General features: G+C 54.0%; 30 protein-coding genes and 1 tRNA gene. 10 read left to right on the top strand and 21 right to left on the bottom strand.

Going from position 1 to position 20,188, the window contains the following annotated elements:
- Positions 1-3: 3 nt before the first annotated feature.
- The 17 genes from ACN085_RS02890 to ACN085_RS02810 form a co-directional block, all read right to left on the bottom strand.
- The gene (locus ACN085_RS02890) at positions 4-471 is read right to left on the bottom strand and encodes a hypothetical protein (protein ID WP_419110532.1); all 468 of its coding nucleotides are present in this window, start codon (positions 469-471) and stop codon (positions 4-6) included.
- Between the two features lie 141 nt (positions 472-612).
- On the bottom strand, positions 613-915 hold the full coding sequence (locus tag ACN085_RS02885; RefSeq protein ID WP_419110531.1) for a hypothetical protein: 303 nt from the start codon (positions 913-915) through the stop codon (positions 613-615).
- Positions 916-1,025: 110 nt separating this feature from the next.
- Positions 1,026-1,097, bottom strand: a tRNA-Gln gene (locus ACN085_RS02880).
- 1,016 nt (positions 1,098-2,113) lie between these two features.
- Complete coding sequence (locus ACN085_RS02875) at positions 2,114-3,226, bottom strand: HNH endonuclease (RefSeq protein ID WP_419110530.1); 1,113 nt, start codon at positions 3,224-3,226, stop codon at positions 2,114-2,116.
- Between the two features lie 78 nt (positions 3,227-3,304).
- On the bottom strand, positions 3,305-4,123 hold the full coding sequence (locus tag ACN085_RS02870; RefSeq protein ID WP_419110529.1) for a hypothetical protein: 819 nt from the start codon (positions 4,121-4,123) through the stop codon (positions 3,305-3,307).
- A 78-nt stretch (positions 4,124-4,201) separates the two neighbouring features.
- Positions 4,202-4,528 (bottom strand): hypothetical protein, encoded by a 327-nt coding sequence (locus ACN085_RS02865; protein WP_419110528.1) that lies wholly within the window; start codon positions 4,526-4,528, stop codon positions 4,202-4,204.
- Positions 4,525-5,007, bottom strand: coding sequence for a hypothetical protein (locus ACN085_RS02860; protein ID WP_419110527.1), 483 nt, complete (start codon positions 5,005-5,007; stop codon positions 4,525-4,527). Before ACN085_RS02860 ends, ACN085_RS02865 begins: the two co-directional genes overlap by 4 nt.
- Positions 5,008-5,018: 11 nt before the next feature.
- Entirely contained in the window at positions 5,019-5,780 is a 762-nt protein-coding gene (locus tag ACN085_RS02855) for a phage antirepressor KilAC domain-containing protein (RefSeq protein ID WP_419110526.1), read from the bottom strand.
- Between the two features lie 4 nt (positions 5,781-5,784).
- Positions 5,785-6,120, bottom strand: coding sequence for a hypothetical protein (locus tag ACN085_RS02850; RefSeq protein ID WP_419110525.1), 336 nt, complete (start codon positions 6,118-6,120; stop codon positions 5,785-5,787).
- Entirely contained in the window at positions 6,117-6,359 is a 243-nt protein-coding gene (locus tag ACN085_RS02845; protein ID WP_419110524.1) for a hypothetical protein, read from the bottom strand. Before ACN085_RS02845 ends, ACN085_RS02850 begins: the two co-directional genes overlap by 4 nt.
- Positions 6,328-6,939 carry a hypothetical protein gene (locus tag ACN085_RS02840; protein ID WP_419110523.1) on the bottom strand — a complete coding sequence of 204 codons (612 nt, stop codon included), beginning with the start codon at positions 6,937-6,939 and terminating at the stop codon, positions 6,328-6,330. Before ACN085_RS02840 ends, ACN085_RS02845 begins: the two co-directional genes overlap by 32 nt.
- Positions 6,939-8,372, bottom strand: coding sequence for a ParB/RepB/Spo0J family partition protein (locus ACN085_RS02835; protein ID WP_419110522.1), 1,434 nt, complete (start codon positions 8,370-8,372; stop codon positions 6,939-6,941). The genes ACN085_RS02840 and ACN085_RS02835 overlap by 1 nt, the downstream gene beginning before the upstream one ends.
- A gap of 64 nt (positions 8,373-8,436) precedes the next feature.
- A complete protein-coding gene (locus tag ACN085_RS02830; RefSeq protein ID WP_419110521.1) occupies positions 8,437-8,712 on the bottom strand; it encodes a hypothetical protein in 276 nt (91 codons plus the stop codon).
- Complete coding sequence (locus ACN085_RS02825; protein WP_419110520.1) at positions 8,709-8,867, bottom strand: hypothetical protein; 159 nt, start codon at positions 8,865-8,867, stop codon at positions 8,709-8,711. The genes ACN085_RS02830 and ACN085_RS02825 overlap by 4 nt, the downstream gene beginning before the upstream one ends.
- Positions 8,864-9,169: a hypothetical protein gene (locus ACN085_RS02820; RefSeq protein ID WP_419110519.1), complete on the bottom strand. Its 306-nt coding sequence runs from the start codon at positions 9,167-9,169 to the stop codon at positions 8,864-8,866. Before ACN085_RS02820 ends, ACN085_RS02825 begins: the two co-directional genes overlap by 4 nt.
- Entirely contained in the window at positions 9,166-9,324 is a 159-nt protein-coding gene (locus ACN085_RS02815; RefSeq protein ID WP_419110518.1) for a hypothetical protein, read from the bottom strand. The genes ACN085_RS02820 and ACN085_RS02815 overlap by 4 nt, the downstream gene beginning before the upstream one ends.
- Entirely contained in the window at positions 9,321-9,587 is a 267-nt protein-coding gene (locus ACN085_RS02810; RefSeq protein WP_419110517.1) for a hypothetical protein, read from the bottom strand. The genes ACN085_RS02815 and ACN085_RS02810 overlap by 4 nt, the downstream gene beginning before the upstream one ends.
- A gap of 84 nt (positions 9,588-9,671) precedes the next feature.
- On the opposite strand from ACN085_RS02810, the gene ACN085_RS02805 reads away from it, so the two are divergent.
- Complete coding sequence (locus ACN085_RS02805) at positions 9,672-9,935, top strand: hypothetical protein (protein ID WP_419110516.1); 264 nt, start codon at positions 9,672-9,674, stop codon at positions 9,933-9,935.
- Positions 9,936-9,977: 42 nt separating this feature from the next.
- Here the strand turns inward: ACN085_RS02805 and ACN085_RS02800 are convergent, their stop codons facing one another.
- Entirely contained in the window at positions 9,978-10,454 is a 477-nt protein-coding gene (locus tag ACN085_RS02800) for a hypothetical protein (protein WP_419110515.1), read from the bottom strand.
- An 89-nt stretch (positions 10,455-10,543) separates the two neighbouring features.
- Here ACN085_RS02800 and ACN085_RS02795 point away from each other — a divergent pair, with 89 nt between their 5' ends.
- Complete coding sequence (locus ACN085_RS02795; RefSeq protein WP_419110514.1) at positions 10,544-10,900, top strand: hypothetical protein; 357 nt, start codon at positions 10,544-10,546, stop codon at positions 10,898-10,900.
- A gap of 88 nt (positions 10,901-10,988) precedes the next feature.
- Here ACN085_RS02795 and ACN085_RS02790 read toward each other — a convergent pair whose 3' ends face one another.
- Positions 10,989-11,219, bottom strand: coding sequence for a helix-turn-helix domain-containing protein (locus ACN085_RS02790; protein WP_419110513.1), 231 nt, complete (start codon positions 11,217-11,219; stop codon positions 10,989-10,991).
- A gap of 99 nt (positions 11,220-11,318) precedes the next feature.
- Here ACN085_RS02790 and ACN085_RS02785 point away from each other — a divergent pair, with 99 nt between their 5' ends.
- From ACN085_RS02785 to ACN085_RS02755, 7 genes are all read left to right on the top strand, one after another.
- Positions 11,319-11,714: a helix-turn-helix domain-containing protein gene (locus tag ACN085_RS02785; RefSeq protein WP_419110512.1), complete on the top strand. Its 396-nt coding sequence runs from the start codon at positions 11,319-11,321 to the stop codon at positions 11,712-11,714.
- The gene (locus tag ACN085_RS02780; RefSeq protein ID WP_419110511.1) at positions 11,698-12,111 is read left to right on the top strand and encodes an ImmA/IrrE family metallo-endopeptidase; all 414 of its coding nucleotides are present in this window, start codon (positions 11,698-11,700) and stop codon (positions 12,109-12,111) included. The genes ACN085_RS02785 and ACN085_RS02780 overlap by 17 nt, the downstream gene beginning before the upstream one ends.
- A 191-nt stretch (positions 12,112-12,302) precedes the next feature.
- Positions 12,303-13,553, top strand: a complete 1,251-nt coding sequence (locus ACN085_RS02775) for a hypothetical protein (RefSeq protein WP_419110510.1) — start codon at positions 12,303-12,305, stop codon at positions 13,551-13,553.
- A 147-nt stretch (positions 13,554-13,700) separates the two neighbouring features.
- Entirely contained in the window at positions 13,701-14,663 is a 963-nt protein-coding gene (locus ACN085_RS02770) for a hypothetical protein (RefSeq protein ID WP_419110509.1), read from the top strand.
- Between the two features lie 13 nt (positions 14,664-14,676).
- Positions 14,677-15,198 (top strand): hypothetical protein, encoded by a 522-nt coding sequence (locus tag ACN085_RS02765; RefSeq protein ID WP_419110508.1) that lies wholly within the window; start codon positions 14,677-14,679, stop codon positions 15,196-15,198.
- A 319-nt stretch (positions 15,199-15,517) separates the two neighbouring features.
- A complete protein-coding gene (locus tag ACN085_RS02760) occupies positions 15,518-16,174 on the top strand; it encodes a trypsin-like serine protease (protein WP_419110507.1) in 657 nt (218 codons plus the stop codon).
- 359 nt (positions 16,175-16,533) lie between these two features.
- Positions 16,534-16,761: an XRE family transcriptional regulator gene (locus ACN085_RS02755; RefSeq protein ID WP_419110506.1), complete on the top strand. Its 228-nt coding sequence runs from the start codon at positions 16,534-16,536 to the stop codon at positions 16,759-16,761.
- Between the two features lie 250 nt (positions 16,762-17,011).
- Here the strand turns inward: ACN085_RS02755 and ACN085_RS02750 are convergent, their stop codons facing one another.
- A complete protein-coding gene (locus tag ACN085_RS02750; RefSeq protein WP_419110505.1) occupies positions 17,012-17,920 on the bottom strand; it encodes a hypothetical protein in 909 nt (302 codons plus the stop codon).
- A gap of 154 nt (positions 17,921-18,074) precedes the next feature.
- On the bottom strand, positions 18,075-18,359 hold the full coding sequence (locus tag ACN085_RS02745; protein WP_419110504.1) for a helix-turn-helix domain-containing protein: 285 nt from the start codon (positions 18,357-18,359) through the stop codon (positions 18,075-18,077).
- A gap of 573 nt (positions 18,360-18,932) precedes the next feature.
- On the opposite strand from ACN085_RS02745, the gene ACN085_RS02740 reads away from it, so the two are divergent.
- On the top strand, positions 18,933-20,141 hold the full coding sequence (locus ACN085_RS02740) for a tyrosine-type recombinase/integrase (protein WP_419110503.1): 1,209 nt from the start codon (positions 18,933-18,935) through the stop codon (positions 20,139-20,141).
- The last annotated feature ends 47 nt before the right edge of the window (positions 20,142-20,188 follow it).

Here is a 20,188-nt window from a genome sequence, read left to right as displayed (position 1 = left end):
GACTTATTCCTCTTCTTCCAGCAGCGCCTTTCTGCGACTACGGGCAACGGAAAGGCTGGGGATATCCTCAGCACGGACGTCCCCGACCTCAGGGATAGTGACAATCTCGGCCCGCAGACGGTTACGGTCATCAGGGGTGGCACCGAACTTGGCCACGCGCAGGCGCACTTCAGAGGCGAAATCCCAGCGTCCGTTACGCCACATGTTGTGGTGAATCAGCGCTGTGTCGAGCAGGTAATCCCAGTCAGGTGCGGAGAGCATACGAGAGGCTTGGGGTGAAGTGCGCCAATTCTCCCACCAGCGAATGGTCATCGGGTGCCACCCGATGGGCTTACCCTCAGAGTCTTCACCGAGCACACCACCTGGCAAATCAAAGCCACGAATCTCACCATCCTGCTGGAGTTTGGTAAATTCAGGCTTCTTGTTACGCCGAACCGCATTTGGATTCGCCGCCGGACCAACTCCAGCCACAAGAATCACCACCTCACGAAAGCAGTAAAACGCTGTTTCACTTGCAAAAACTCAGTTCCCCCAGACCCGTACACGCCGCGAGACCCAGAACGGAGCGGGGGGGTGTCGCGCGGGGGGCGGGGGCCCTCCAAGGGGGGTGACTCACTCAGGAATCAGCCCGGGATGAGACGGACGGACTCGCTTCTTTCGCACTTGCCGTCCACCTTGGCTACCTGTTTTTTGACGGTGATGCCACGAGCACAAACTCTGCAGCATGTGAATACGGTGGTCATCAGGCTCACCGATATGATCAACATCCGTAGCGCGTTCAGTGCAACGCTGACCGGTATCTTCACGGATGTGCATGCACCTGTGTCCATCACGCTTGAGCACGATAGCCCGCCGGCGGTACCAGTCAGGAGGTAGGGGAGTAGTCCGCGAGCTCTTACTCTTCCAAGCCATCATCAAGCCTTAATTCCACAAGCCCCCCCTATAAAAGTTCCAAAAGAATGAAGCGCTACCTCATGCTGAATCCCATAGCGATATGAAGATGTGAATCAATTCAGGTAGCGCAGCTGGGCGCCCAGGACTCGAACCTGGAACACTAGGACCAAGGCCCAGCGAGTTGCCAATTACTCCAACACCCATCAAAGCCAGGCGGCGCCGCTGCTCCATGAAGCAACGACGCCGCTAAAGTCCACTCGTCAAGACCTGGCTATAATCCGCAAGCCTTCCCCAAGGCTCCCGCACCTTAAACAACAAGAGCCCTCACCGATAGGTGAAGGCTCTCGAAGTTATTTACTGGTTTTGGATACAGTAAACCGATGCACTCACAACTTTAACAGCCCCTAGCCCCCGCCCGCAAGAACCTGCCCAAGATTTTCATTGAGCACCTGAGCCAGCCCAAGCAGATCACCTCTACCCCAAGCAGAGAAACAACACCGACACATCATGCCCGAGACAACATCAGCCTCCCACGTAACAACAAGTGCCGTATCCGAAACACGATCACCCTCCTCATCATAAGAAGCCCAACGGGTCTGCCGACACTCAGGATTAGGGCAAGGCCCCTCAACCGGAGTCTTCCGAGACGGATGCACATGCGCCTGAATCGACCTACACCAGAACTCCCACACCAGAACCCTCTGCTCCAGCCAATCAACCGGCAAACCATCAACAGCCTCAACCAACACCAAGGCATGATGCTGAGGGGTATCAGGTTCGCTAAAGATTGCACAATCCATAACATCGTTCCGTAAGTCCAGCCAAAGAGCAGTCCACATCTCCGACGCCGCAACATCATAAGGAAGACCAGGACGGCCCCGCCCGACATTCGCACCACCAGCAGAATTCGTAAGACACTGCTGCAACTGGTCAATCAGACAGTACTCCACCGGCGCATCCTCACCAATCCCTACCAAATCAACCCGACGTCGCTCCTTTGCCAACAGCCCCAGAGCACTAGAAGCCCTCGAACGCAGGCTAGTTTCTTCAATACACCCCCAGCAACCACAACCAGGGTCATCAACAACATGCTCAGGCACCAAACCCACCACCTTTCACCTCGCGCTCGCGGAGTTCCTGGGCTGTCATCGTGAAGCTCTTGGGTACCGTGCCCTTGGGAATACGGGGCTTTGTTGGAGGCCCCCAAATACTCATAGGTTTACTGCTCATTGCTTTTCTTCTTTCTCCTTCTACGGCGCCTTCTTCTAGGCTTAGGTGCACTGGTGGCTTTCTCTAAGGCCACTGAGTCTTTCTTGTGGTTAGTATTTCTACTTCCCGTCCCGTCCCGTCCCGACAAACCCAGGTCTGCCACCGTGGATATCTGCCCGAATCTGCCTGATTCTGACTTCTGCCACTCAGCACGAACCCAGTCCGGCGCTTGGGCGATGGACTGCTCAAGGTTGTTCAGGTCAATCTCGTAGGTCTCTGCCTCCGGTGCACGCGCCTTGTGGGGAGTCGTGGCCCTGGGAGCCGGCGCCGCAGGAGCCGGTTTTTCAGGCTCAACTGTGGCGGGCTCAACCTGGGTCGTCTCTACCGCGGTGGCGGGCTCGACGGGGGTGAGCGAGATTGTTGGTTCAGCGCCTGCTACCTCGATGGGGAGGGAGTCGCTGGGGGTGACCTTGACGTTGTGCTTTGCAAGGTAAGTGACGGTTGCTTTGGAATAGTACGGAGTCTCAGGGGCTGGTCTCAACGTCTTATCCCAGCTGGGGGCGTCGTCTCGCCTGGAGCTATTGCAGGTTTTACAGCAGACAACCATTTCCTCCGGTGTGGCGGAGCCCTGGCCTGGGTTGAGATGGTCGTAGGTGCCTGCGCGGCCGCTTTTGCGGTCGTTGTTCCAGTTGACGATTTGCCCGCACCAGCGGCATTCGTCACCGTCTCGTTTTCGAACTGGTACGGTCAGTTTGGGGTTGCGGTTATCTTGTTGTCGGCGGTTCCTCCAGAGTCTTTCTGCTTTCTCGACCATGTGGACTAGGTCTTCTTCTTCGATGAGTTTGTAAACGATGCGGCCTTTGGGGTCTTTCATGGCTGTAAAGATGCCGATGCGTAGCGCGAGGTCGCAGAGAACCTTATTACGGGCGAAAGAGCCGGCCAGTGTCTGCACCATACCCTTGGTGATGATGTAGTCGGTTTCATAGGCGGCGGCGCTGGTACCGCATCGGGTAATGAAGCCCGCGAACTCGTTGAGGATACGGTCGTCGGCTTCGGGAAACTCCAGCACCTGCAGCAGAAGCGGGTGCATAGCGAAGGCATCGGATACTTTGAGCCAACTCATGCTCTAGCTCCATGAACTCGAATGCGAGGTGTAAAGCTGCGGTCCATGGTGGGCTCCTTTGGATTGTGGTGTTCATTTTTAGAGGTGGGTGACTGGGACTTCTTTGATCCTGGTGAGCTGTTCCCTGACTGTGTGGTGAGGAAAGAACTCGGATGCTGTGAAGATTTCTTCCGCCCAGCTGTCAACGCTGTGCTCAGAGTCAGTTTTTCTTTCGTCGTGGGCTCCATCGATACGACAACAGGCGATGAAGTCTCCTGCGAAGCGGGCCAGGAGATTGAATCCGCTCATACTTAGCAGGGGTGTCCCGTAGATTCTGCATGCTTTAGAGAGCGGTGAGATATCTTCGGGGGTGAGCCTGAATTCGCGGGTGGTTTCTCCTGCGACGACTGCTTCGGAGGCTACTTGCGCCCACCGGTTCGGTAGAGTGAGATGGCGGGCATCAGCTCCGGCGAACTGGCTGATTCTCGCGCCGAATAGTTGCCCTTCCTCGGAGATACGAAGCATGGTCGATCGTCGGTACTCGATGTAGGTGCCGGTTTGGTCTTTACCTTTAGCTTCGCTTTCAGTGTGGTCGATGCTGATACGCAGGAGGTTCTCCTGGTCTTTTCGTGGGCGAAAGGTTTTAGTGAAAAGCAACGCTTCGTCTCTGTGGATAGCGAAGTCAGTTACAGCCCCTTCATAGTCAGCAAGGGGCAGTAACGCGATAGCCCAATCACCTGTCTTGCTGAACGCAGAAACGGCTAGCTTGCCGGTCTGCGTGATATTCAGATGGATGACTTCGTGCATGGCGTATGCGCCGTCAACGCGGTCTTCCTCTTTGGCCTTACTCGTGAAAGGGAGCAGCGCAATGAACGCTTGGTTCAGGTGTTCAGAGCGAACAAATAGTTCTTCGCTCATTTTTGTTCTCCTGTCTCTGGGTCGTAGTCGGTCAGGTCGTCCTCTTGGAGCCGGTTGATGGTGGCCTGAACGTCAGGGTCATAGTAGAACCTCTTTCGGTGTGTAGCGGGAGGTCGGGTGGTAGATGAATGCGGCTTGTAGGGTTTCCTGGCGGAGCTGTTTTTTGAGTTTCCGTGGGAGCCTGTGGCCGTATTGGTCTGGTGGCGTGAAGTAGTAGTTACCTGCCCAGTCTGAGGGGTGACCTGTCTCGTGGTCTGGGGCTCCTTGGAACACCGCAAAGTGGGCGTAGAAGGGGGACAGGGAGGTTAGGAAGTTGCGGTATTCCTTCCAGCTGTTCCTGAGCCTGTTGTCTACGGGTGGGTAGCTGGTGACCGGGTGAGGCGGAGGCTGTAAACGGCGGGTCATGCTTCCTCCTTGGGGGCCTGTAGAGTGCCGATTCCGTAGACCTCGATAACTTCGATTTCATCGGCTGGCGCGTCAATCTCTTGTAGCTTCGCGTCAATGAGCTTGGCGCGGATAGGGTCTGCATCTACCCTGTAGGTAATCCAGTTGCCCTTGGTCCCGCTATCAAGGTCTTTGCCTAGAAACCCTGTACCCGGCTCTAGCTCGTCTGCGGTGAGGAGCTCGACGGGTATCTCGCTCTCAACCCACAGCGACCAGCCTGATGCGTTCTGCCATGCGAGCTCAAACGCCCACTCCCAGACAATTGATTCATTAGTCCAGGCGAGATAATTACTGGGGTCATCGTTCTGGATGCGCTCCATCTTCTGCGTAAGCGTCCCCATCTCGGGGTGTACGCATTTGGCCGGGCGCCCGTCCAACTGCTCCCAGTCAATGCGTACACCGTCCTGGATAGCCTGAGTGAGATTTGAATATCCGTCCATTTCGTTTGTTCCTATCGTTCTAGCTGTGCAAGTTCTTCAATGGGTGGGAGCAGAAGCTCCCGGAGCCGAGTCAGGCCCTTGGTTGTTACGCGTACCTGCGGGGTAGTTACCTTGCGGACGCCCTCGTTCTGGTCGTAGTAGCTCTGGGCCTTGGCTGTGAGGTAGCCGCGTTCAATAGCGGTCTGCTTGATGTGGCGCTCACCGGCACGGCGGTAGGTCCAGCCACGCGCGTCCAGCTCCCGAAAGAGCCGCAGTGGACCGACGTCGATTCCAGCCCGCTGCAGCACCTTGGCGGCGTCACCGACCGAGCAAGACCCCTCAGCGCTCAAGAAATCCTCAAAGGCTTCTACCTTGGGCTGAGCGGCCTCAAGCTGAGCCTTCTGCTCCTGGACTACAGCGGTGAGTTCCTGCATGATCGCCAGCGAGCGCTGTTCGAGGGTCTGGGCTGCCTGGTATTGGCCGGTTTTGCGGATGGTGGGTAGGACTTCGTGGGTTACCCAGTTACTGAAAGCTCTTGCTTCTTGTTTGCGGGAGTTGAAGATTGCTTTGTAGAGCCCTGATTCAGTGATGGTGCTCATTTGCTGGGTTCCGCCAGGGGTATCCACTTTGTGGGTCCCCTTTTCTTCCTCTTCTAGCATTCGGAGCATGTGGCCGGTTTGGGCATACCCAAGTGCGTTGGCTACGTCTTTGGCTATGAAGTAGGGGTTGCCGCTGATGAGTATTGCTCGTAGCAGGAAGCTGTTGAAGCTGAAGTTCTGGATTTCTTGGGTCATGGGGTTATTCCTCGGTGAGTTGGTTGGCTAGTGCTCCGATGAGGTCGGGTCGGAAGTCGCGCCAGTAGTCGCAAGGGACTGCGTCTTCGGGTTCGAGGGCGAAGTTGAGCATGACGACGGGTACTGAGGTGATGCCTTGATGGGCGAGTTCTTCTGCGAGTTTGCGGTTCTCTTCTTTGTCTACGTCGTAGACCTTGAGAGTGACACCGTCGATGGCTGATATGAGGTGGCCGTTTTCGTCTTTGGTAGCGATACCGACATCCACGAACTTGCGTTTGGTCAGGTTGCAGGGCTGGCAGCCGGTTGATTTGGTGTAGAGGGTAATAGTTTTATTGGTCATGGGCTTTTCTCCTGTTCGTCGAGTATGTTGATGATGTCTTGGAGGCTGTAGCCTTGTGGGCTGTCTATTTGCTCGTGGTCGGTGAGGTAAGCCTGTAGGCGAGCTTTTGCGGCAGGGGCTAGGGGCTGTGCGGGGTTGATGGCCACGGTCGCTGCCAGGGTGAGCGCTGTTGCCAGCAGGGCAGTCAGTAAGACCGTGGCGAAGCCTTTAGCGGCGAGCGTCAGCAATGTGGCTGTCACTTGCGCTCCTTACGAAAAGTTCGAAAGCCTGGTTCAGGGTGCCTGTGATCTGCTCGATAGGTGCTCGTGCGTAGGTTCCGTGGAGCTCCACACCGCTGGTGCTGATGGTTACTGCTGCGCCCGCGTGCTCCTGGGCGGTTCTGTGGGCTTCTTGAACCTTGCGGCGCGAGCGGGCGAGCTGGGCCTGCAGCTCCTTGGTCTTAGCGGTGAGTTCGGCGTTCTTAGCTCGCTCTGCTGTCAGTTCTTCCTCTAGGACCTTGGTGATGCTGGTCTGCTCGGCTTCAACCTTGAGTGCTCTGGTTTCTTCCTCCGCTTTTTCGGCCCGCTTGGTCATGTCCACCAGCGCCTGTTTCAGGCCTTCGTTGATACCGGCCAAGGTGTCGTAGTTCTCGGTCGTATCGTCCAGCTCGGACTCCAGTTCCTTGATGCGGGCGTCCTTGGCCCGCAAAGCCTGAGCCACAGCCGCAGGATTCGGAACCCGGCGGACGGCCGGAGCAGGGGCCGGGGCGGGTGCCTGGGTAGGCGCTGTGGTTTCAGTTCCGCCGGTGCGGGCAGGGTCACGATAGCGATAGCCGGTCATTAGAAGTTCACCTCATCACTAACAGCCTCAGCCTCAGTCCCAGGCAGAGCTGGCTCCCAAAAGGCCCGGGCCTGCTTGATGGCTTCACCCGGCTCAATACCGTAGACACTCTCTAAGAGCTCAAACTTGCGGGCGGCCCAATTCCCGTTCTGCGCCGGGTCATGCTCATTCAGCCTGTAAAGATTGCTCGTGCCGGAGCTGTTAAAGTTGATGACCTCATATAAGAACAGGGCGTAGGCGAGCTGGTCGATAGTTTTCTCAGCGAGCTTGGCGCGTCCCTTTTCCCGCAGGTCCTTATCCTCAGGGTCATGGTCGATACCACAAATTTCCAGAACGGATCTCAGCGTGTAGTTTCTGTCGCAGATAGCAGCGATCAGGGCGGCATGAGCGGTGCCCTTGAGCTTGGCCGGCTTATGGACCAGCTCCTCCAGGTGCTCTTTGAACTTTGGGTGCTCAACGCGCAGGGCCAGCTCAACCTTTTCACGAGCTTCCTGCTCCGCGATTTCCTCAGCAGTCAGCTCAGGCTCAGCAGCCTCTTCCTCCTGCTTCTCAATGAAGGCGTACCACTGGACCCGCTGAGAGCCGTGACTCAGATATGCCCGCAAGCAATCCTTACCGTACTCATCGAGGGCTTTCTGCGGGATAATGTAGTTCGAAAGCTCCAGCACTTCCTGCGGCTTTGTTGGCAATTCGTCAAAATAAAAAGGCTGGAGATACCGGTATTCCGGTAGCTTGGTCTGCTCAGCATTAATCAGCTCATAGCCCAGGCCGGTCAGGTGCTCACGGAGCTTATCAACAGACTGACGCCACTCCAAGGTGCCGGCGGCCCGGCTAGTAGCCTGCTTCCAGCGCCAGTCATCACCGGACTCAGCAGCTTCGGTCATGTCTTTCGCTAGGTCGGGCTCATCGCTGTACTTAGCGATTTCCTCAGCCTGGAAAAGGTCAATCTTCTTCTCCTTGACCGCCGCAAGAACCTGCTCACCAGCACCCAACAGCTGTGCACGACGGCGAACAGTAGACGCCGACTTGCTAATAGTCTGCGCGACCCGCTCAACGTCAAAGCCAGGTAGGTCCAGCATCTGCTGGATAGCGCGGGCCTCGTCCACAGCGGTGATGTTCTCACGGTGGATATTCTCGGTAAGCATGGCGGCAATCTGCTCAGCATCACCATCGAACCGGTCAGTGACGACGCAGGGGATAGTCAGAAGCCCAGCGCGTTTAGCGGCGGCCAGACGGCGGTGGCCGGCAATGACAACAAAGTCACCGGGGCGGGCAGGGTGACTGGCAACAACCAGGGGCTGCATGATGCCCACCTTGCGGATAGAAGCGGCCAGCTCGTCCAGGCCCTGCTCGTCGCCTAGGGCTTCACGAACGTTGTTGGGGTTGGGGTAAACCTGGGAGAGCTCCAGGTCGGTGATAGTCATGGTAGTCATTGGGGAAGGTCTTTCTTGGGTGGAAACTTTTGGGGAAACTTACGGACAAAGAATTCGAGGCTTTCTAGCCCATCGGATTGCGGTAGCTAAAGAATGAGCTGTGTCTGCGAGCCTGCCGGATCTGCTCAGCGGTTAGGCCGTGCTCACGGCGGTAAGCCTCAATCACGCGGTCTACCTGGTGGGCTTCGGCGCGTAGCTCCGCGGCTTTCTCGGCCAGCTCCACCGCAATACGCTGGGTACTCAGCACCCGCTGTTTACGGAGCACCAGCACAGCAGGCTCACTGGCTCGCTTGACCCAGAAACGCGGCTCGGTGATACGGGGTTCGGGAAGAATACTCACCGGCCACCCCCAGAGCGTCCAAACGCCGGCATCGTGTAGATGAGCACTGGAACTAGGGTGAGGGCGGCCAGGGTGCCACCGTTGGCGGTAGCGGGGTTAGCCAGCCCCAGGAAAGCCAGCAGGCCCAGCAGTGCAAGCCAATTCCTTAGCCTCATGCCGCCACCGCCGGGACCTGCTCAATCTGATACTGCTCAGTGGTGAAGGTAGCGATCTGGCGTGTCCAGCCACCCTCAGAAGCAAAGACCTCGTTGGTGGCCCAGTCAATGGTGATAGGGGAGCGAGGTTCCAGCGCACGAGACAGGGCATAATCGACAGCCTGACGGCGGGCCTCAGCACGGCGCTTAGGGTCTTTGTAGGCCCGGTACTGGACCTCTTGGGCGGCCAGGTGGCGCGGGGTGTCCTCGCGGGTGATGACGATGCCCACTCGCTCGTGGACCATTTCAACGGTTGCGGTCATTGTTCTTCCTTCTGGTGGTTGTTCCGCTGGTGCTCAGCGAGCAACAGCTCAAGTTCTTCTTCATCAGCCAGACGGCCTAGCGCAGTTCGTGAGCTGCGCTCTTCGGCCCATTCACAGGCCGGGCATGATTTGCGGGTAACGGTGGTGAGGTTCATGAGGCCAGCCCCTGCAACCGTTGAGCGGAACCAAAGGTCATGGAGTCGATAAGCCGGTTGATTTGGCTCGCGCGCATTCGGAATACCGGGCGGTTGCCATTGGGGTTGAGGTCGACGTACTCGGCTTTACCTGCGTGGATCATCTCGCGCAGGTAGTTCGCTGATTCGTAGCCCAGCAGCTCGGCCGCGTCTTCGAGCTTGTAGAGCCGGTCAACCAGAACAACATCGTCCCGGGGTTCAAGGGATGAAATAGTTTTAGACATGAGATGTGTCCTTTCGGGGTGGTTAACGAGATACTGGGTGTGAGCTACAAGGGCTGTAGCCCAGTGGATATTTGGAGGTTCATAATGATTGGTCGAATTAGAGATAACTCACCGGCCCGTAACGTTCTGTTTGAGGCCCCCGCGGAGGTAGTGGCTTTTATTCACCACTACGTGAGGATCAATGACAAACGCCGGAACTGGGCTCCTTTGGTAGTCGTTCATCTTGATGACTTCGAGTCGAACGCCGGTAGAGCGGTAGTTCTTTACAGTGAAGATATCTATGAGTTCGAGCTACCTGATGGCTATGACCCCGCCGGTTTTGATGAGCTGGTGCCACGGCCTTCTTAGAAGACCGATGCTTTATCTTCGACCACGCATGGAACCCGCTACCTACTCGGGAAGAGGATTAGGGCCTACCTGGGGCTTGCCTTCTTTGCTTCCGCTCCATCTGAGGCGGTAACAGGACCTGCACCCCACAAAGACCACTTCTGGGTCATGCACTGGCATACGCATATCGAGCGGTATGAAAGTTCCTGCTTGGCCTGCACCCTGGATTTCCCAGTTCACAGTCAGTCCGCAGAACCTGCAGATGTTGCCGTCGCGGGCTTTGACAGCACCGAGTAACTTACGGTCCATGAGCAGAGAATTGAGTTCTCGCAGTGCCCGTTTTTCGTTATCGGTCACCAGCTTGTCACGTAGCTTGCTGGCTTCTTCGATAATCTCCGGCCAGACGGTCCCTAGGTCAGACCTGTCGTTGATTGCAACTTCTGCCAGGGCATCTAGCTTCTTGAGGGAAGCTCGGAAATGGATAAGTGCGACGCGGCGGTCACCGCCGGGGAACGGGGTGAGTAGGTCGGTCCAGGGCATTGGGTTTCTCCTTGAGTAGATACGGGCGGGGTTTCCGCGCCGGGCGGTTTAACGAGATACTTAAGGACGTATAAATGAAGGGGGCTAAAATGTCAGACAAAAATGCTGAAATCGTCTTCCACCTGGCTGGCGGTTCTTCGCTTCGCCTTGAATGTTCTAGTGAGGTCGTTCAGGCTATGCGTGGTTCGATAATGAAGTTTCTGCGAGACGGTGGAGAATATTTTTCTGTGGTACTTAGCCAAGGTGATAAGGCTCGAGCTTTTGCCCTGAATCGATTTACGACGTATGAGTTTGAGTATCAGCGCGGCTTCTCTATAGAGAGAACTAAGGCTTACCACGACATTTTTTGTCACTCTTTGAAGAGCAACGGCGTGCTGTTCCTGAGCGAAGATATGGAACCGTTGGATGCGCTGCCGGATATCAAAGCTGAATCTAGTGAGCTTTAGCCAGGGCATTGGGTTTCTCCTTGGGGTGTAGGTACGGGTAGGGGAGTTGCGAGCGTAATATCCCAATTGGAATAGTTAGGGTAAAAAATTAGGCGGCTATCGGGGTAAGTTCGAACCCGTTTCGCAGGTCTCGCATTGGAACTTTGAGCCAGTCTGCGATAGTGAAGAATTGGTCTAGCTTTATATCGGCCTTACCGTTGCGAATCATGCTGGCTCGCGGTTCTGAAACTTCGAGTAGCTCAGCAAGCTCCTTGGTCGTCTTGCCCTGGTAGTGCATTAGCTGGTCAACGCTTCGGGCTACTTGTTCGGTGGGTGTCATGTCTGCCTCCTGCTCTGGATATTCATACATTATTACAATTGGAATAACTAGGCAAGCGTTTTTAAGTAATAATTTTCTATTTGTGATAATTTATTACACATGGGAACGAACAAAAGTAGCCAAGCAACAGCCTTCAGTAATGCAGTCAACGCTGAAATCCGTAGCCTCATGGGACGTAGAAGTCTTTCACAAACGGATCTGGCTAACTCGACTGGCCTGAGCCAGGCCAAGGTGTCCAAAACTATTTGGAATGATGTTGGGTCGCTTACCTTGGACCAACTTGAAGCTGTATGTCTTGCCCTCGATGTACTGCCAAGTGATGTAATTGAGTGTGCCGAGCGTGCCGTCCTTTCTATCCAAGTTAGCCAAGCCACGGACCAGCGTCCTGGTGGTCGTTACAACAAGGCAGGGGAGTGGGTCCCTGAAACCCGCGCTGGCTACGTCCTGGCCGCCTACGACTCAGACGAGGAGAAGGGCGTTGATTACGACGACTAACCGTGACCCCTACGCCCTGGCCGAACGCCTCGGCGTTGCGATCGTCTACCGCAAACTGGCCGGAGGCCTGCACGCCTATTGGGACGGACAGCAAATCATCATCGACCCAAGACTCACCCAGCGCCAAGAGCGATGCGCCCTCACTCACGACCTCATGCACGTACAAGCAGGGGACGCAACCTACGTTCATGCCATGAAGTCCCCCGCCATAGAGTCCAAACGCGACCTACAGGCAGCCGAGTACCTGATTGACCCAGCCGAGTTCCACAAGGTCGCGGCAATCTACCCTGACGACCCGGTACGCGTAGCCCGCGAACTGGGCGTCACCGATCGGCTCCTGAACGCCTGGGCGCGAGCGCGCCCCATGAGCATCATCGGTGAGGACTTGGTGGCCTGAGCTACTCCTGCGGGTGAAACCTGCTCCTTTGTTACAAAAGGAGCAGGTTTTTTTACTACCTAAAAGCCGTAAGTTACCGGGGAGTAAGAACAATTAATCGTATCTTTAACCTCATGCACCCCCAACCAGTTACACCAGAGCAAGTCACGGCACACTTCAAATCTGCTTTCAAGACTACGACCATCAAAAACATGGCGCAGGAGATCGCCGACCTTGCAAATAAGCAAGCTGCGCTTATCCAGCAGATACAACACCTCGAAGGAATCATCCAAGCTAGCGGTGGGCTAGAAGCACTCAATCTCACTCGATACATTACTGAGGCTAGAAATGAGCTTTCGCATACAAAACAGGTAAATGCTGAGCTCATTGCATCAACACAGCGCAGGGCTCAAGAAATCCTTGAAGGTGCCCAGCAATCTGTGCATAAACAGCAGGCAGAACTCAAAAAAGAAGTTATGGCAGAAGCACAGCCTGTTATTGAAGCAGAAATCGCTAAACAGGTGGAGATACGTGAGGGCATTCTGAAAGAACAGGTTGAAAAAGAGGCCGAAAAAATATTTGCTGAAGTCAAAGAGAGTGCTTTGAATGCTGTGAACATCGACGAGATAGCGTTGGCAAACCAGGAAGCAGCAAGGATCCTTGACGAGGCGCGTGCTCAGACATTCACAGAAGCCGCTCGAACTTGGAAGCAAGGGCATGAAAACTGGAAACGGGTGCATGACCAAAGCCAGTTCATCCCATCGCCCATCAGCACTGCTTCTCTGGAGCTGGTAGAGGTGTTGCAAGAAATCGGTGCTTTCGATGCAGGGGAGCGTCGCCTGAAACTTGCATCTGACTATGGAACGCGAACACTTTCGAGGGGGAAAAAGGAAGCTATAGAACCTATCGCTCAGCTATTGGGCCGCCCAGCGCCGGGCGAGTCCATCAACCAAGTTGTAGAGGTACGACTTGTAGGCCAGCGCCAAACACTCAGTGCGCCTGGGCCAGACGAGAAATATGTGTTTGCCTACCATAAAGGCTGTTTTCTCGGTGGTCTTACAAATTCTTATGCCAGTCGCATTCTTCCATTCCTTGAGGCTATGGACGCTCTTGGCATCTCGGTCTATGGTGAGGCGGATATAAAGCTAAGCGCTACGAAAGCAAAAGGAATTCTTCAAACAAAATCAAGTATTGGTGTACCGAGTGTGCATGCTATCCGTGACTCTATGCCGAAAATCTACCGCCTCGCGCGCACAATGAACAGCGCGTATGCTCAGAATATTCGCACAGCTCATGAAGCCGTTGAATGGGTTGATAGATTCGGCTCTCTTAGCTTGGAAATTAGAGAATCACAGAGCTACGTTCGCGACTGTGAACGAGAACTTCGAATTTTGGAACAAGAGGGCGGACAAGAGCAACTTGTTAGGGAATACTGGATGCAAAAGCTCGGTGTGAGCCGCTAGCCTTGGGCAATGCGGACACCAACAGTTCATCAGCTTAACCTCCGCAGTGAGTGAAACCTGCTCCTTTGTTACAAGGGGAGCAGGTTTTTACTACCTCAAAGCTGTAAGTTACCGGGGAGTAAGGGGCAATAACCGTATCTTTTAACCATGACTCCGAAAAAATACGATGAATCCATTGATGATTTTCACAGAGCGGTTAACTTCTACCGCCTATACAGAGTGCTGACCAATCCAATGGGGAAGCGGCGAGACGACCCCACAGCCCCAAAGAACTGGCTAGAAGCGCTCAAAGAAATTATGGCTCTTTCCATGGAAGAAAGAACTATCGATGGAATCGTCTATGAAATCGAGGTTGATGAACGACGGCGTGCTGCAACTATCGGTATGCATAAGCAACTAGATCCCTCCCTGATGAGCCAAATTAATCGGGGCGAAGAATCTGTTGCTGACTTTAAGCTTGAATCTCAGGGCAGTGGCATTCTCCTAGCCCATGCATCGGCTGTTGCCATTACTGAAATCCAAGGCACGCTAGTCGCCGCCATCGCAAGAGGCTCAAGCATCAGCGTTCCAAGACAACGAGCAGTCTCAACATTTTTCAATCATTTCTTTGCCACTGAGAAAGGAGTTAACTGGGCTCATAAAGGGCTCATAGTTCCGGCTGATATTGAACGGCTAAAACGCGCGAACCGGGTCAAACAGTACACAGCAAAATTTATTGAGAGCCCTCACACTCTCAAGGGCGCCCTTATTCAGGGAAAGGGCCCTCGGAAGGCTAGCCGTTTAATCGCCAAGCCACTCGGCGGGGAAGTCGAAATTTTATTAAATGTAAAGGACAGTAAGAATCAACGAAACGTCCAAGAGGAGATGCTGGAACAAGTATTAGCAACTAATGACGGTCTCTGGCACGGAAGTGTACAAAAAGCTACGGCTGTCATTGACGACGACGAAGTCATCCTTGACCTCATCGATCATGAAATGGCCTCGACTATCTACTTCTCACCGCCCGAACGAGCAACTCTAACATTTTCAAGTCTTCTCAAGGCAGTCAAGCTAGAACTGTTAAGGTTAGAAGAAGAGGTCCAAAAAGCACTCAGCTACAGAGCATCTTAAGAAACGAGAACGCATGAAAGACAGAGCACTTGACTATTACTCTGTACGGCTATGGATAGATATCCTTTTGATGTTTGCTGTGCTGGTTCTGTCTGTCGTCTTTCCCCTGCCTGCCAACGTGACCCCAGATCAAGAAGGTGCCTTCTTCTCTTTTCTAACTGCAGTTGTTTCTTTCACTTCTATCGTTGTTGCAGTCGCAGTGTTTGCATGTTCAATGGTTTATCAAAGCTCTGCGAACGGACTGAAGCACGTTCGACGCTTATATTCAGAGGAACTACGCAAAAACTGGAGCTCTGTGCTTACCTGGTCCCTACTCGCAGGATCTACGTCAGTTATAGGGGTGGGGGTAGCAGCGGCAGGAAATCATACTGTCGGCCTGGGACTGGCGATCAATGCAGGAGCCTGGGCATTCATCAAGGGTACAAGAGGTCTGGTATGGTTTGTGTCTGCGCTCTTCCTGATTGAAGAAGACGACGTGATGAGCAACTTTCCAGAGGAAATATCTTTGAGGGGTCGAGATGAGGACCCATCTTAAATCATGCGCCGTATCGATATTGAATCATCATGCCTTTGCACTACCAACGACATCACCGACGCTAAAGCTGAAGTAGCCGACGAAGCTACTGGCTCGGGACAGGGTGCGTTTGCTTCCTGTATTTCTAAAGCAAATATCTTTCTTCGTAAGAGAAGAGAATCGGGGTCTTGTACTGTATGAGGAAGGCAGCGTGTAATAGCGCTAAAGTCATGTCGTTCTTCTTATTTAGACTGTGTATCCAATAGTTTTAAGAAAGATGTGTTGCACGTCTCCTAGAGATCCTAGGTAAACAACACATCCACACGAAAGGATTCACACCATGACAGCGTCACACTCGCTCACTGGTACATCCCGCACCCAACGCCTCATAGCAATGATCGCCCTAGCATTCTCACTATGCCTAGGCATCACAACACTCACCACCACACCAGCACATGCAGCCCTCTCAAAACCACTTGAAAGCGGCGACATGATCTACATCGAAGACAATGGCATGTGCACAGTCACAGTCATCAGCACAAGATATGCAATCACCGCAGGACACTGCGGTGAAGAAGGCAAAAAAGTAGAAGTCTATGGTGAAGTCATCGGAACCATTACCTACAACGGCCTCCAGCAAAAAGCAGGCTACGACTTCGCAAGAATCACACTAAAACCAGGTACGCCAACCAAAGTAGCCCCATCGGCCCCCAGATACAAACCAAATAAAGGTGACGCTATCTCCAAAAACGGTGACGCCTCAACGTGGACGCATGGCACTGTCCTGGACCCTACCCTGATTAACAAACCAGCAAAACTAAACGGCAACTCATACCCTGCACGCATATGGACCGCTAAACTCGTCAGCTACAAAGGCGACTCCGGCGCACCCGTCTACCACAAGGGCAAAGTCATCGGCATCCTCAAAGGTGGTCCGGCACAAAACAATAAAACAACCTATGTAACCCCGCTAAGCGAAATTATCGGGTACATGTAGCCCAATAACCCCAACAAAAGAAGCCCCCGGTGCCTGCAAAGCGCTGGGGGTATTCTGCATGGCCATCGCCCTAGGGATCTTACAAATACCAAGATCATCAAAGACTGGGACAAATAAAAAAGACTGGGACAAATAAAACAGCCTGCTGGACTTGAGATAACGCAACTACCTCAATGCCAGCAGGCCACTAGGAAAAAAATCTACACCATGAAAACACAGTACACAACCCTCACAGTGCTCCTCATACTATCCCTCGCCTTCCTAGCCACCAGTGGGCGGGCGGCCTGGCTCATACCCGTAACCATCGCGAACACCGGGCTAGCCCTATTAGCTATCAAAACCTGGAAAAAACAAAGAAAATGACCAAACACTACCTATCCACCGGAGACATCGCCAAAAAAATCGGCATCACCCAAGGCGCCATGGGACACTACAAACTCCCAGAACCCGACGTCATCATCGGCAACAGATACAAAGGGTGGACGGAGGAAGCCGTAGAAGCCTGGATAGCCTCACGCCCAGGCAGGGGAGCACGCACCGACCTCAAGGTTACAAGGTTAGGAAGCAGGGGGAATCTAAGTAGATAAGAACGAAGCCCCGACGACCCACTCGATTGAGCGGGCTGGGGCTTTCTGTTACTTCTTCTCGAGGGTCAAGATCGCAAAGATACCAAGCGCTATTGGCGGTAACACCACCCATACGGCGGTTCCACGATTCACCACGCCTACTAGTGCAACGATAAAACAGGTAATAGACAGGAAGAGCATTGCAAGCGAAAAGAGGTCAATCTCGAAGTGTCGTCTTTGCATGGATCGCCCCGCCCCGCCCTTTCTTTGTTTAGTTGATAGGGGGTGCATCCCCAATCTTGGTTCGTCTTACTTGCACGATAGTCCACTCAATAGACGTACGTCCACCTTTTTCAGTGGTTTCCTCAAACACCGTAATCTCAAACAGGTCGTCTGCACCAATCTTAAGGCCCTCATCAATTTGCTTTTGGAACCCGTCGTCAGCCATAGTTGCCAGTCGGTTACCCTGGGTGGACCGCACCCGCCATTTTTTGCCTGGGCGGAAATCTAGAGTTGTAAAACTGGCCTCCGCTGTAAAAGTCCGCTTATGAACCACTTCTTCATCATAGTCGTAGGAGACAGCCCTATAATCTTCCTGGTCGTATGTCACAGCTGCAGGTTCCTGCATAAGCTTCGCTGAGTCAGTTGCTGTATCCGCTGTTCGCATCTCTAGCTGCTGTGCAGAATTACCAATTGGCTCCAGTATCTTCTGAAGATTTTTTCGGGTCTTTTTCTTTTCCTTTTGAAGTGCTTCCCATGCTTTTGCAGGAACTTCTTCGGAGAATCCAGCACGCCACTTCACTTTATAAGTATCATTATGCTCTTGATACTCGAAATCTTCTGCCAGACCGTGTTTTGCGATGTTCATTCCTGCCCGAATAGAAGTCAAGGAAATGCCTCCGCCTGTAGATATAGTTGCTAGAGCACCCTCGGGGTTGGCAGCCACCCAGTTTGCAATATTAACAACAAACTCAATGGCAACAGAACCTTCCTGAAGCGGTCTCACCTTCACGGGGTCATTAACCATTTCACCTTGCGATGAAACTTGAAGCATTTCTTCAATGAACCCGGCTACACCTTCCAATGTCTGCGCGAGCTCCCATGCTGAAAGCTGATGATCATTCGCTTCTGAGCCTGTGAATCGAAGCTGTAGAACTTCTTCGGTAGGAATGCTATCCAATGTGTGCGAGTTCATCTGGACAGGGACTGATGACGATTCGGCTGACTGCAATATTTTCTACTTTCCTGGGTTTGGGAATCCACGCGCTAGGTTAAGAATAGCGTTAAACAGGCGCAAAGCAGACCGAATTACCATTCGGAAAGCTGGCGGGCTATCAATTTACCTTGATACCGTTTGGGGTCCAACGCACCGACAGAGACGAAGGCAGAGGCTCTTGCTCAGTTGGTTCCGCGCCGGTCTCCAGCCAGGTGCGGTCTACGTCTGTAATCTCAGCTAGGCGGTCCAGGTCTGCTGCCGACGGCTTGAACGCCCCAGACTCCCAGCGGCTCAGAGTATTTCGCGCAACCGGGATTAGCTCCGCGAGCGCAGTTTGATTGAGTCCTGCGTGTTCGCGGGCTTTTCTGATGCGGTCTTGGAGTGTCCAGTGGGGGATGGTCATGGGTTTATTTTATCTGATTGTTGATTTTGCACCACCCTTGTGGGGTATTTGTGTTGCAATATCTACGCCTATGTGTGTAATGTGGTTCTTGATGTGGTGCATTTGCTACACATTCGGGAAGTCATTCTTACTTTACGGTTCTTGAATCCCGACCCCAAGGCTTGCAACCTCGGGGTAAACACAAGCAACCGGCCGGTTAGCTGCGTTAGAGCTGCAGCACTTGAGATAGAGCCATTACCGGCATTGGCCCACAAAGGAATCACGCCCAGGGTAGCTCCCTGAGCCTGATGCATACGGAACAGACTGCCCAAATCTTCTATGCCGAAGAAACAGGGGGTCTACTTGTCGTATCAGGAAGAGGAAACCCTGCGCCAAACCTCGGGAGCTCTTTGGGGGAAGGGAATCCAAAAGCCTCTCGCGCTAGCGCAACCTCTAGCCGAATAGGGCGAAGCCCCTAACCCACCCAATTACCGAGCAACCCTAAAAGACCTGGCACCAATCACACACACCCCCGTCCGCACCAACTACCCTTTAAATATCGAACACATATTCTAATAAGAACCAGGAGAAACCATGGCAACCAGACGCTCCAACGGCGAAGGATCCACCCCCTACAAACGCCCAGACGGCCGCTGGCAAATAAAAATCCGCACCACCCAAACCACCACCGGCGAACCTGTCCGCAAAACCATCTATGGCAAGACCCGCGCCGAAACCGTCTCCAAAGCAAAGCTGTTCATGCGAAGCCTCGAAGACGGCGCTCTCATCGACATGCAAGGCTACACCCTAGACCAATGGCTCGAACACTGGCTCGAACACATCGCCAAGCCTGGCCTGCGCGAACGCTCATACCGGGACTACCACCAGCAACTCAACCGCTGGATTATCGGAACCACTCTGGGACGCACGCACCTAGCCAGTCTCACCACTCTGGCCATCGAAAGGCACCTGGGCTACATGCGAGCAGAAGGTAAAGCAGAGGCAACCATCCTCAAAATCCACCGCCTACTCTCCAAGGCTCTCAAAGATGCCCAATCCCGCGGACTCATCCACAAGCACCCCATGCTCGGACTCAAAGCCCCCAAAGCCGCCACAGAAACCGGCGCTGCCCTTACCACTGCACAAACCCGCAAGCTCGTCAACGCCGCTAAAGTCGACTACATCCACGGCCTTAGCTTCATCATCGCCCTCGCTCTCGGGCTACGCCAAGGCGAGCGCCTGGGGCTTATCTGGGACGATATCGACCTAAGGAAAGGCACCATCACCGTCCGCCGCGCCCTGGCCCTCGTGCCCGGGGGAGGCTACCAGATGGTGGAGCCGAAATCTGCAGCAGGCTATCGCACCGTACCTGTACCACCCCAGCTGATTGAGATTTTCAAGGATCATCGCACCCGCCGGCGGCGCAGAGCCCTTGAGCTGGCCCAGTATTGGAATACTAAGCCCGACGTTCACGGCAATTACTGGGATTTAGTCTGTGTCGATTTTGAGGGCAACCGACTGCTGCCCGGGCAGGACCGCCATGCGTGGAAGGAATTCCTTAGGCGCAATGGGGTTCCAGAGATTCGCGTGCACGACGCTAGACACACGGCTGCGACTACTCTGCTGGGGCTGGGGGTAGCCCCTCGAATCGTCATGCAGATGATGGGCTGGTCATCAATGGCTATGCTGAACCGTTACCAGCATGTGCTTGATGAAATGGAACGCGAGGCAGCGGCGAAGGTGGGGGAAGCTATTTTCTCAGCTCAGATTATTTCGCTGGATGAACGGCGCGAGCTGGCCTAAAAAGCAATGGGGTTCAAAAAGGGGTTCACACCATTATTCAGAGGTCA

Source organism: Rothia sp. P4278 (assembly GCF_048512945.1).
GTDB lineage: Bacteria > Actinomycetota > Actinomycetes > Actinomycetales > Micrococcaceae > Rothia.
This window is presented reverse-complemented; position numbering and strand designations above follow the sequence as displayed.

Excerpts from the sequence above, each read along its gene's own strand:
- ACN085_RS02885 (WP_419110531.1), bottom strand. The coding sequence starts at position 915 with ATGATGGCTTGGAAGAGTAAGAGCTCGCGGACTACTCCCCTACCTCCT.
- ACN085_RS02875 (WP_419110530.1), bottom strand. The coding sequence starts at position 3,226 with ATGAGTTGGCTCAAAGTATCCGATGCCTTCGCTATGCACCCGCTTCTG.
- ACN085_RS02870 (WP_419110529.1), bottom strand. The coding sequence starts at position 4,123 with ATGAGCGAAGAACTATTTGTTCGCTCTGAACACCTGAACCAAGCGTTC.
- ACN085_RS02865 (WP_419110528.1), bottom strand. The coding sequence starts at position 4,528 with ATGACCCGCCGTTTACAGCCTCCGCCTCACCCGGTCACCAGCTACCCA.
- ACN085_RS02860 (WP_419110527.1), bottom strand. The coding sequence starts at position 5,007 with ATGGACGGATATTCAAATCTCACTCAGGCTATCCAGGACGGTGTACGC.
- ACN085_RS02855 (WP_419110526.1), bottom strand. The coding sequence starts at position 5,780 with ATGACCCAAGAAATCCAGAACTTCAGCTTCAACAGCTTCCTGCTACGA.
- ACN085_RS02850 (WP_419110525.1), bottom strand. The coding sequence starts at position 6,120 with ATGACCAATAAAACTATTACCCTCTACACCAAATCAACCGGCTGCCAG.
- ACN085_RS02840 (WP_419110523.1), bottom strand. The coding sequence starts at position 6,939 with ATGACCGGCTATCGCTATCGTGACCCTGCCCGCACCGGCGGAACTGAA.
- ACN085_RS02835 (WP_419110522.1), bottom strand. The coding sequence starts at position 8,372 with ATGACTACCATGACTATCACCGACCTGGAGCTCTCCCAGGTTTACCCC.
- ACN085_RS02825 (WP_419110520.1), bottom strand. The coding sequence starts at position 8,867 with ATGAGGCTAAGGAATTGGCTTGCACTGCTGGGCCTGCTGGCTTTCCTG.
- ACN085_RS02820 (WP_419110519.1), bottom strand. The coding sequence starts at position 9,169 with ATGACCGCAACCGTTGAAATGGTCCACGAGCGAGTGGGCATCGTCATC.
- ACN085_RS02815 (WP_419110518.1), bottom strand. The coding sequence starts at position 9,324 with ATGAACCTCACCACCGTTACCCGCAAATCATGCCCGGCCTGTGAATGG.
- ACN085_RS02810 (WP_419110517.1), bottom strand. The coding sequence starts at position 9,587 with ATGTCTAAAACTATTTCATCCCTTGAACCCCGGGACGATGTTGTTCTG.
- ACN085_RS02805 (WP_419110516.1), top strand. The coding sequence starts at position 9,672 with ATGATTGGTCGAATTAGAGATAACTCACCGGCCCGTAACGTTCTGTTT.
- ACN085_RS02800 (WP_419110515.1), bottom strand. The coding sequence starts at position 10,454 with ATGCCCTGGACCGACCTACTCACCCCGTTCCCCGGCGGTGACCGCCGC.
- ACN085_RS02795 (WP_419110514.1), top strand. The coding sequence starts at position 10,544 with ATGTCAGACAAAAATGCTGAAATCGTCTTCCACCTGGCTGGCGGTTCT.
- ACN085_RS02790 (WP_419110513.1), bottom strand. The coding sequence starts at position 11,219 with ATGACACCCACCGAACAAGTAGCCCGAAGCGTTGACCAGCTAATGCAC.
- ACN085_RS02785 (WP_419110512.1), top strand. The coding sequence starts at position 11,319 with ATGGGAACGAACAAAAGTAGCCAAGCAACAGCCTTCAGTAATGCAGTC.
- ACN085_RS02775 (WP_419110510.1), top strand. The coding sequence starts at position 12,303 with ATGGCGCAGGAGATCGCCGACCTTGCAAATAAGCAAGCTGCGCTTATC.
- ACN085_RS02770 (WP_419110509.1), top strand. The coding sequence starts at position 13,701 with ATGACTCCGAAAAAATACGATGAATCCATTGATGATTTTCACAGAGCG.
- ACN085_RS02765 (WP_419110508.1), top strand. The coding sequence starts at position 14,677 with ATGAAAGACAGAGCACTTGACTATTACTCTGTACGGCTATGGATAGAT.
- ACN085_RS02760 (WP_419110507.1), top strand. The coding sequence starts at position 15,518 with ATGACAGCGTCACACTCGCTCACTGGTACATCCCGCACCCAACGCCTC.
- ACN085_RS02755 (WP_419110506.1), top strand. The coding sequence starts at position 16,534 with ATGACCAAACACTACCTATCCACCGGAGACATCGCCAAAAAAATCGGC.
- ACN085_RS02745 (WP_419110504.1), bottom strand. The coding sequence starts at position 18,359 with ATGACCATCCCCCACTGGACACTCCAAGACCGCATCAGAAAAGCCCGC.
- ACN085_RS02740 (WP_419110503.1), top strand. The coding sequence starts at position 18,933 with ATGGCAACCAGACGCTCCAACGGCGAAGGATCCACCCCCTACAAACGC.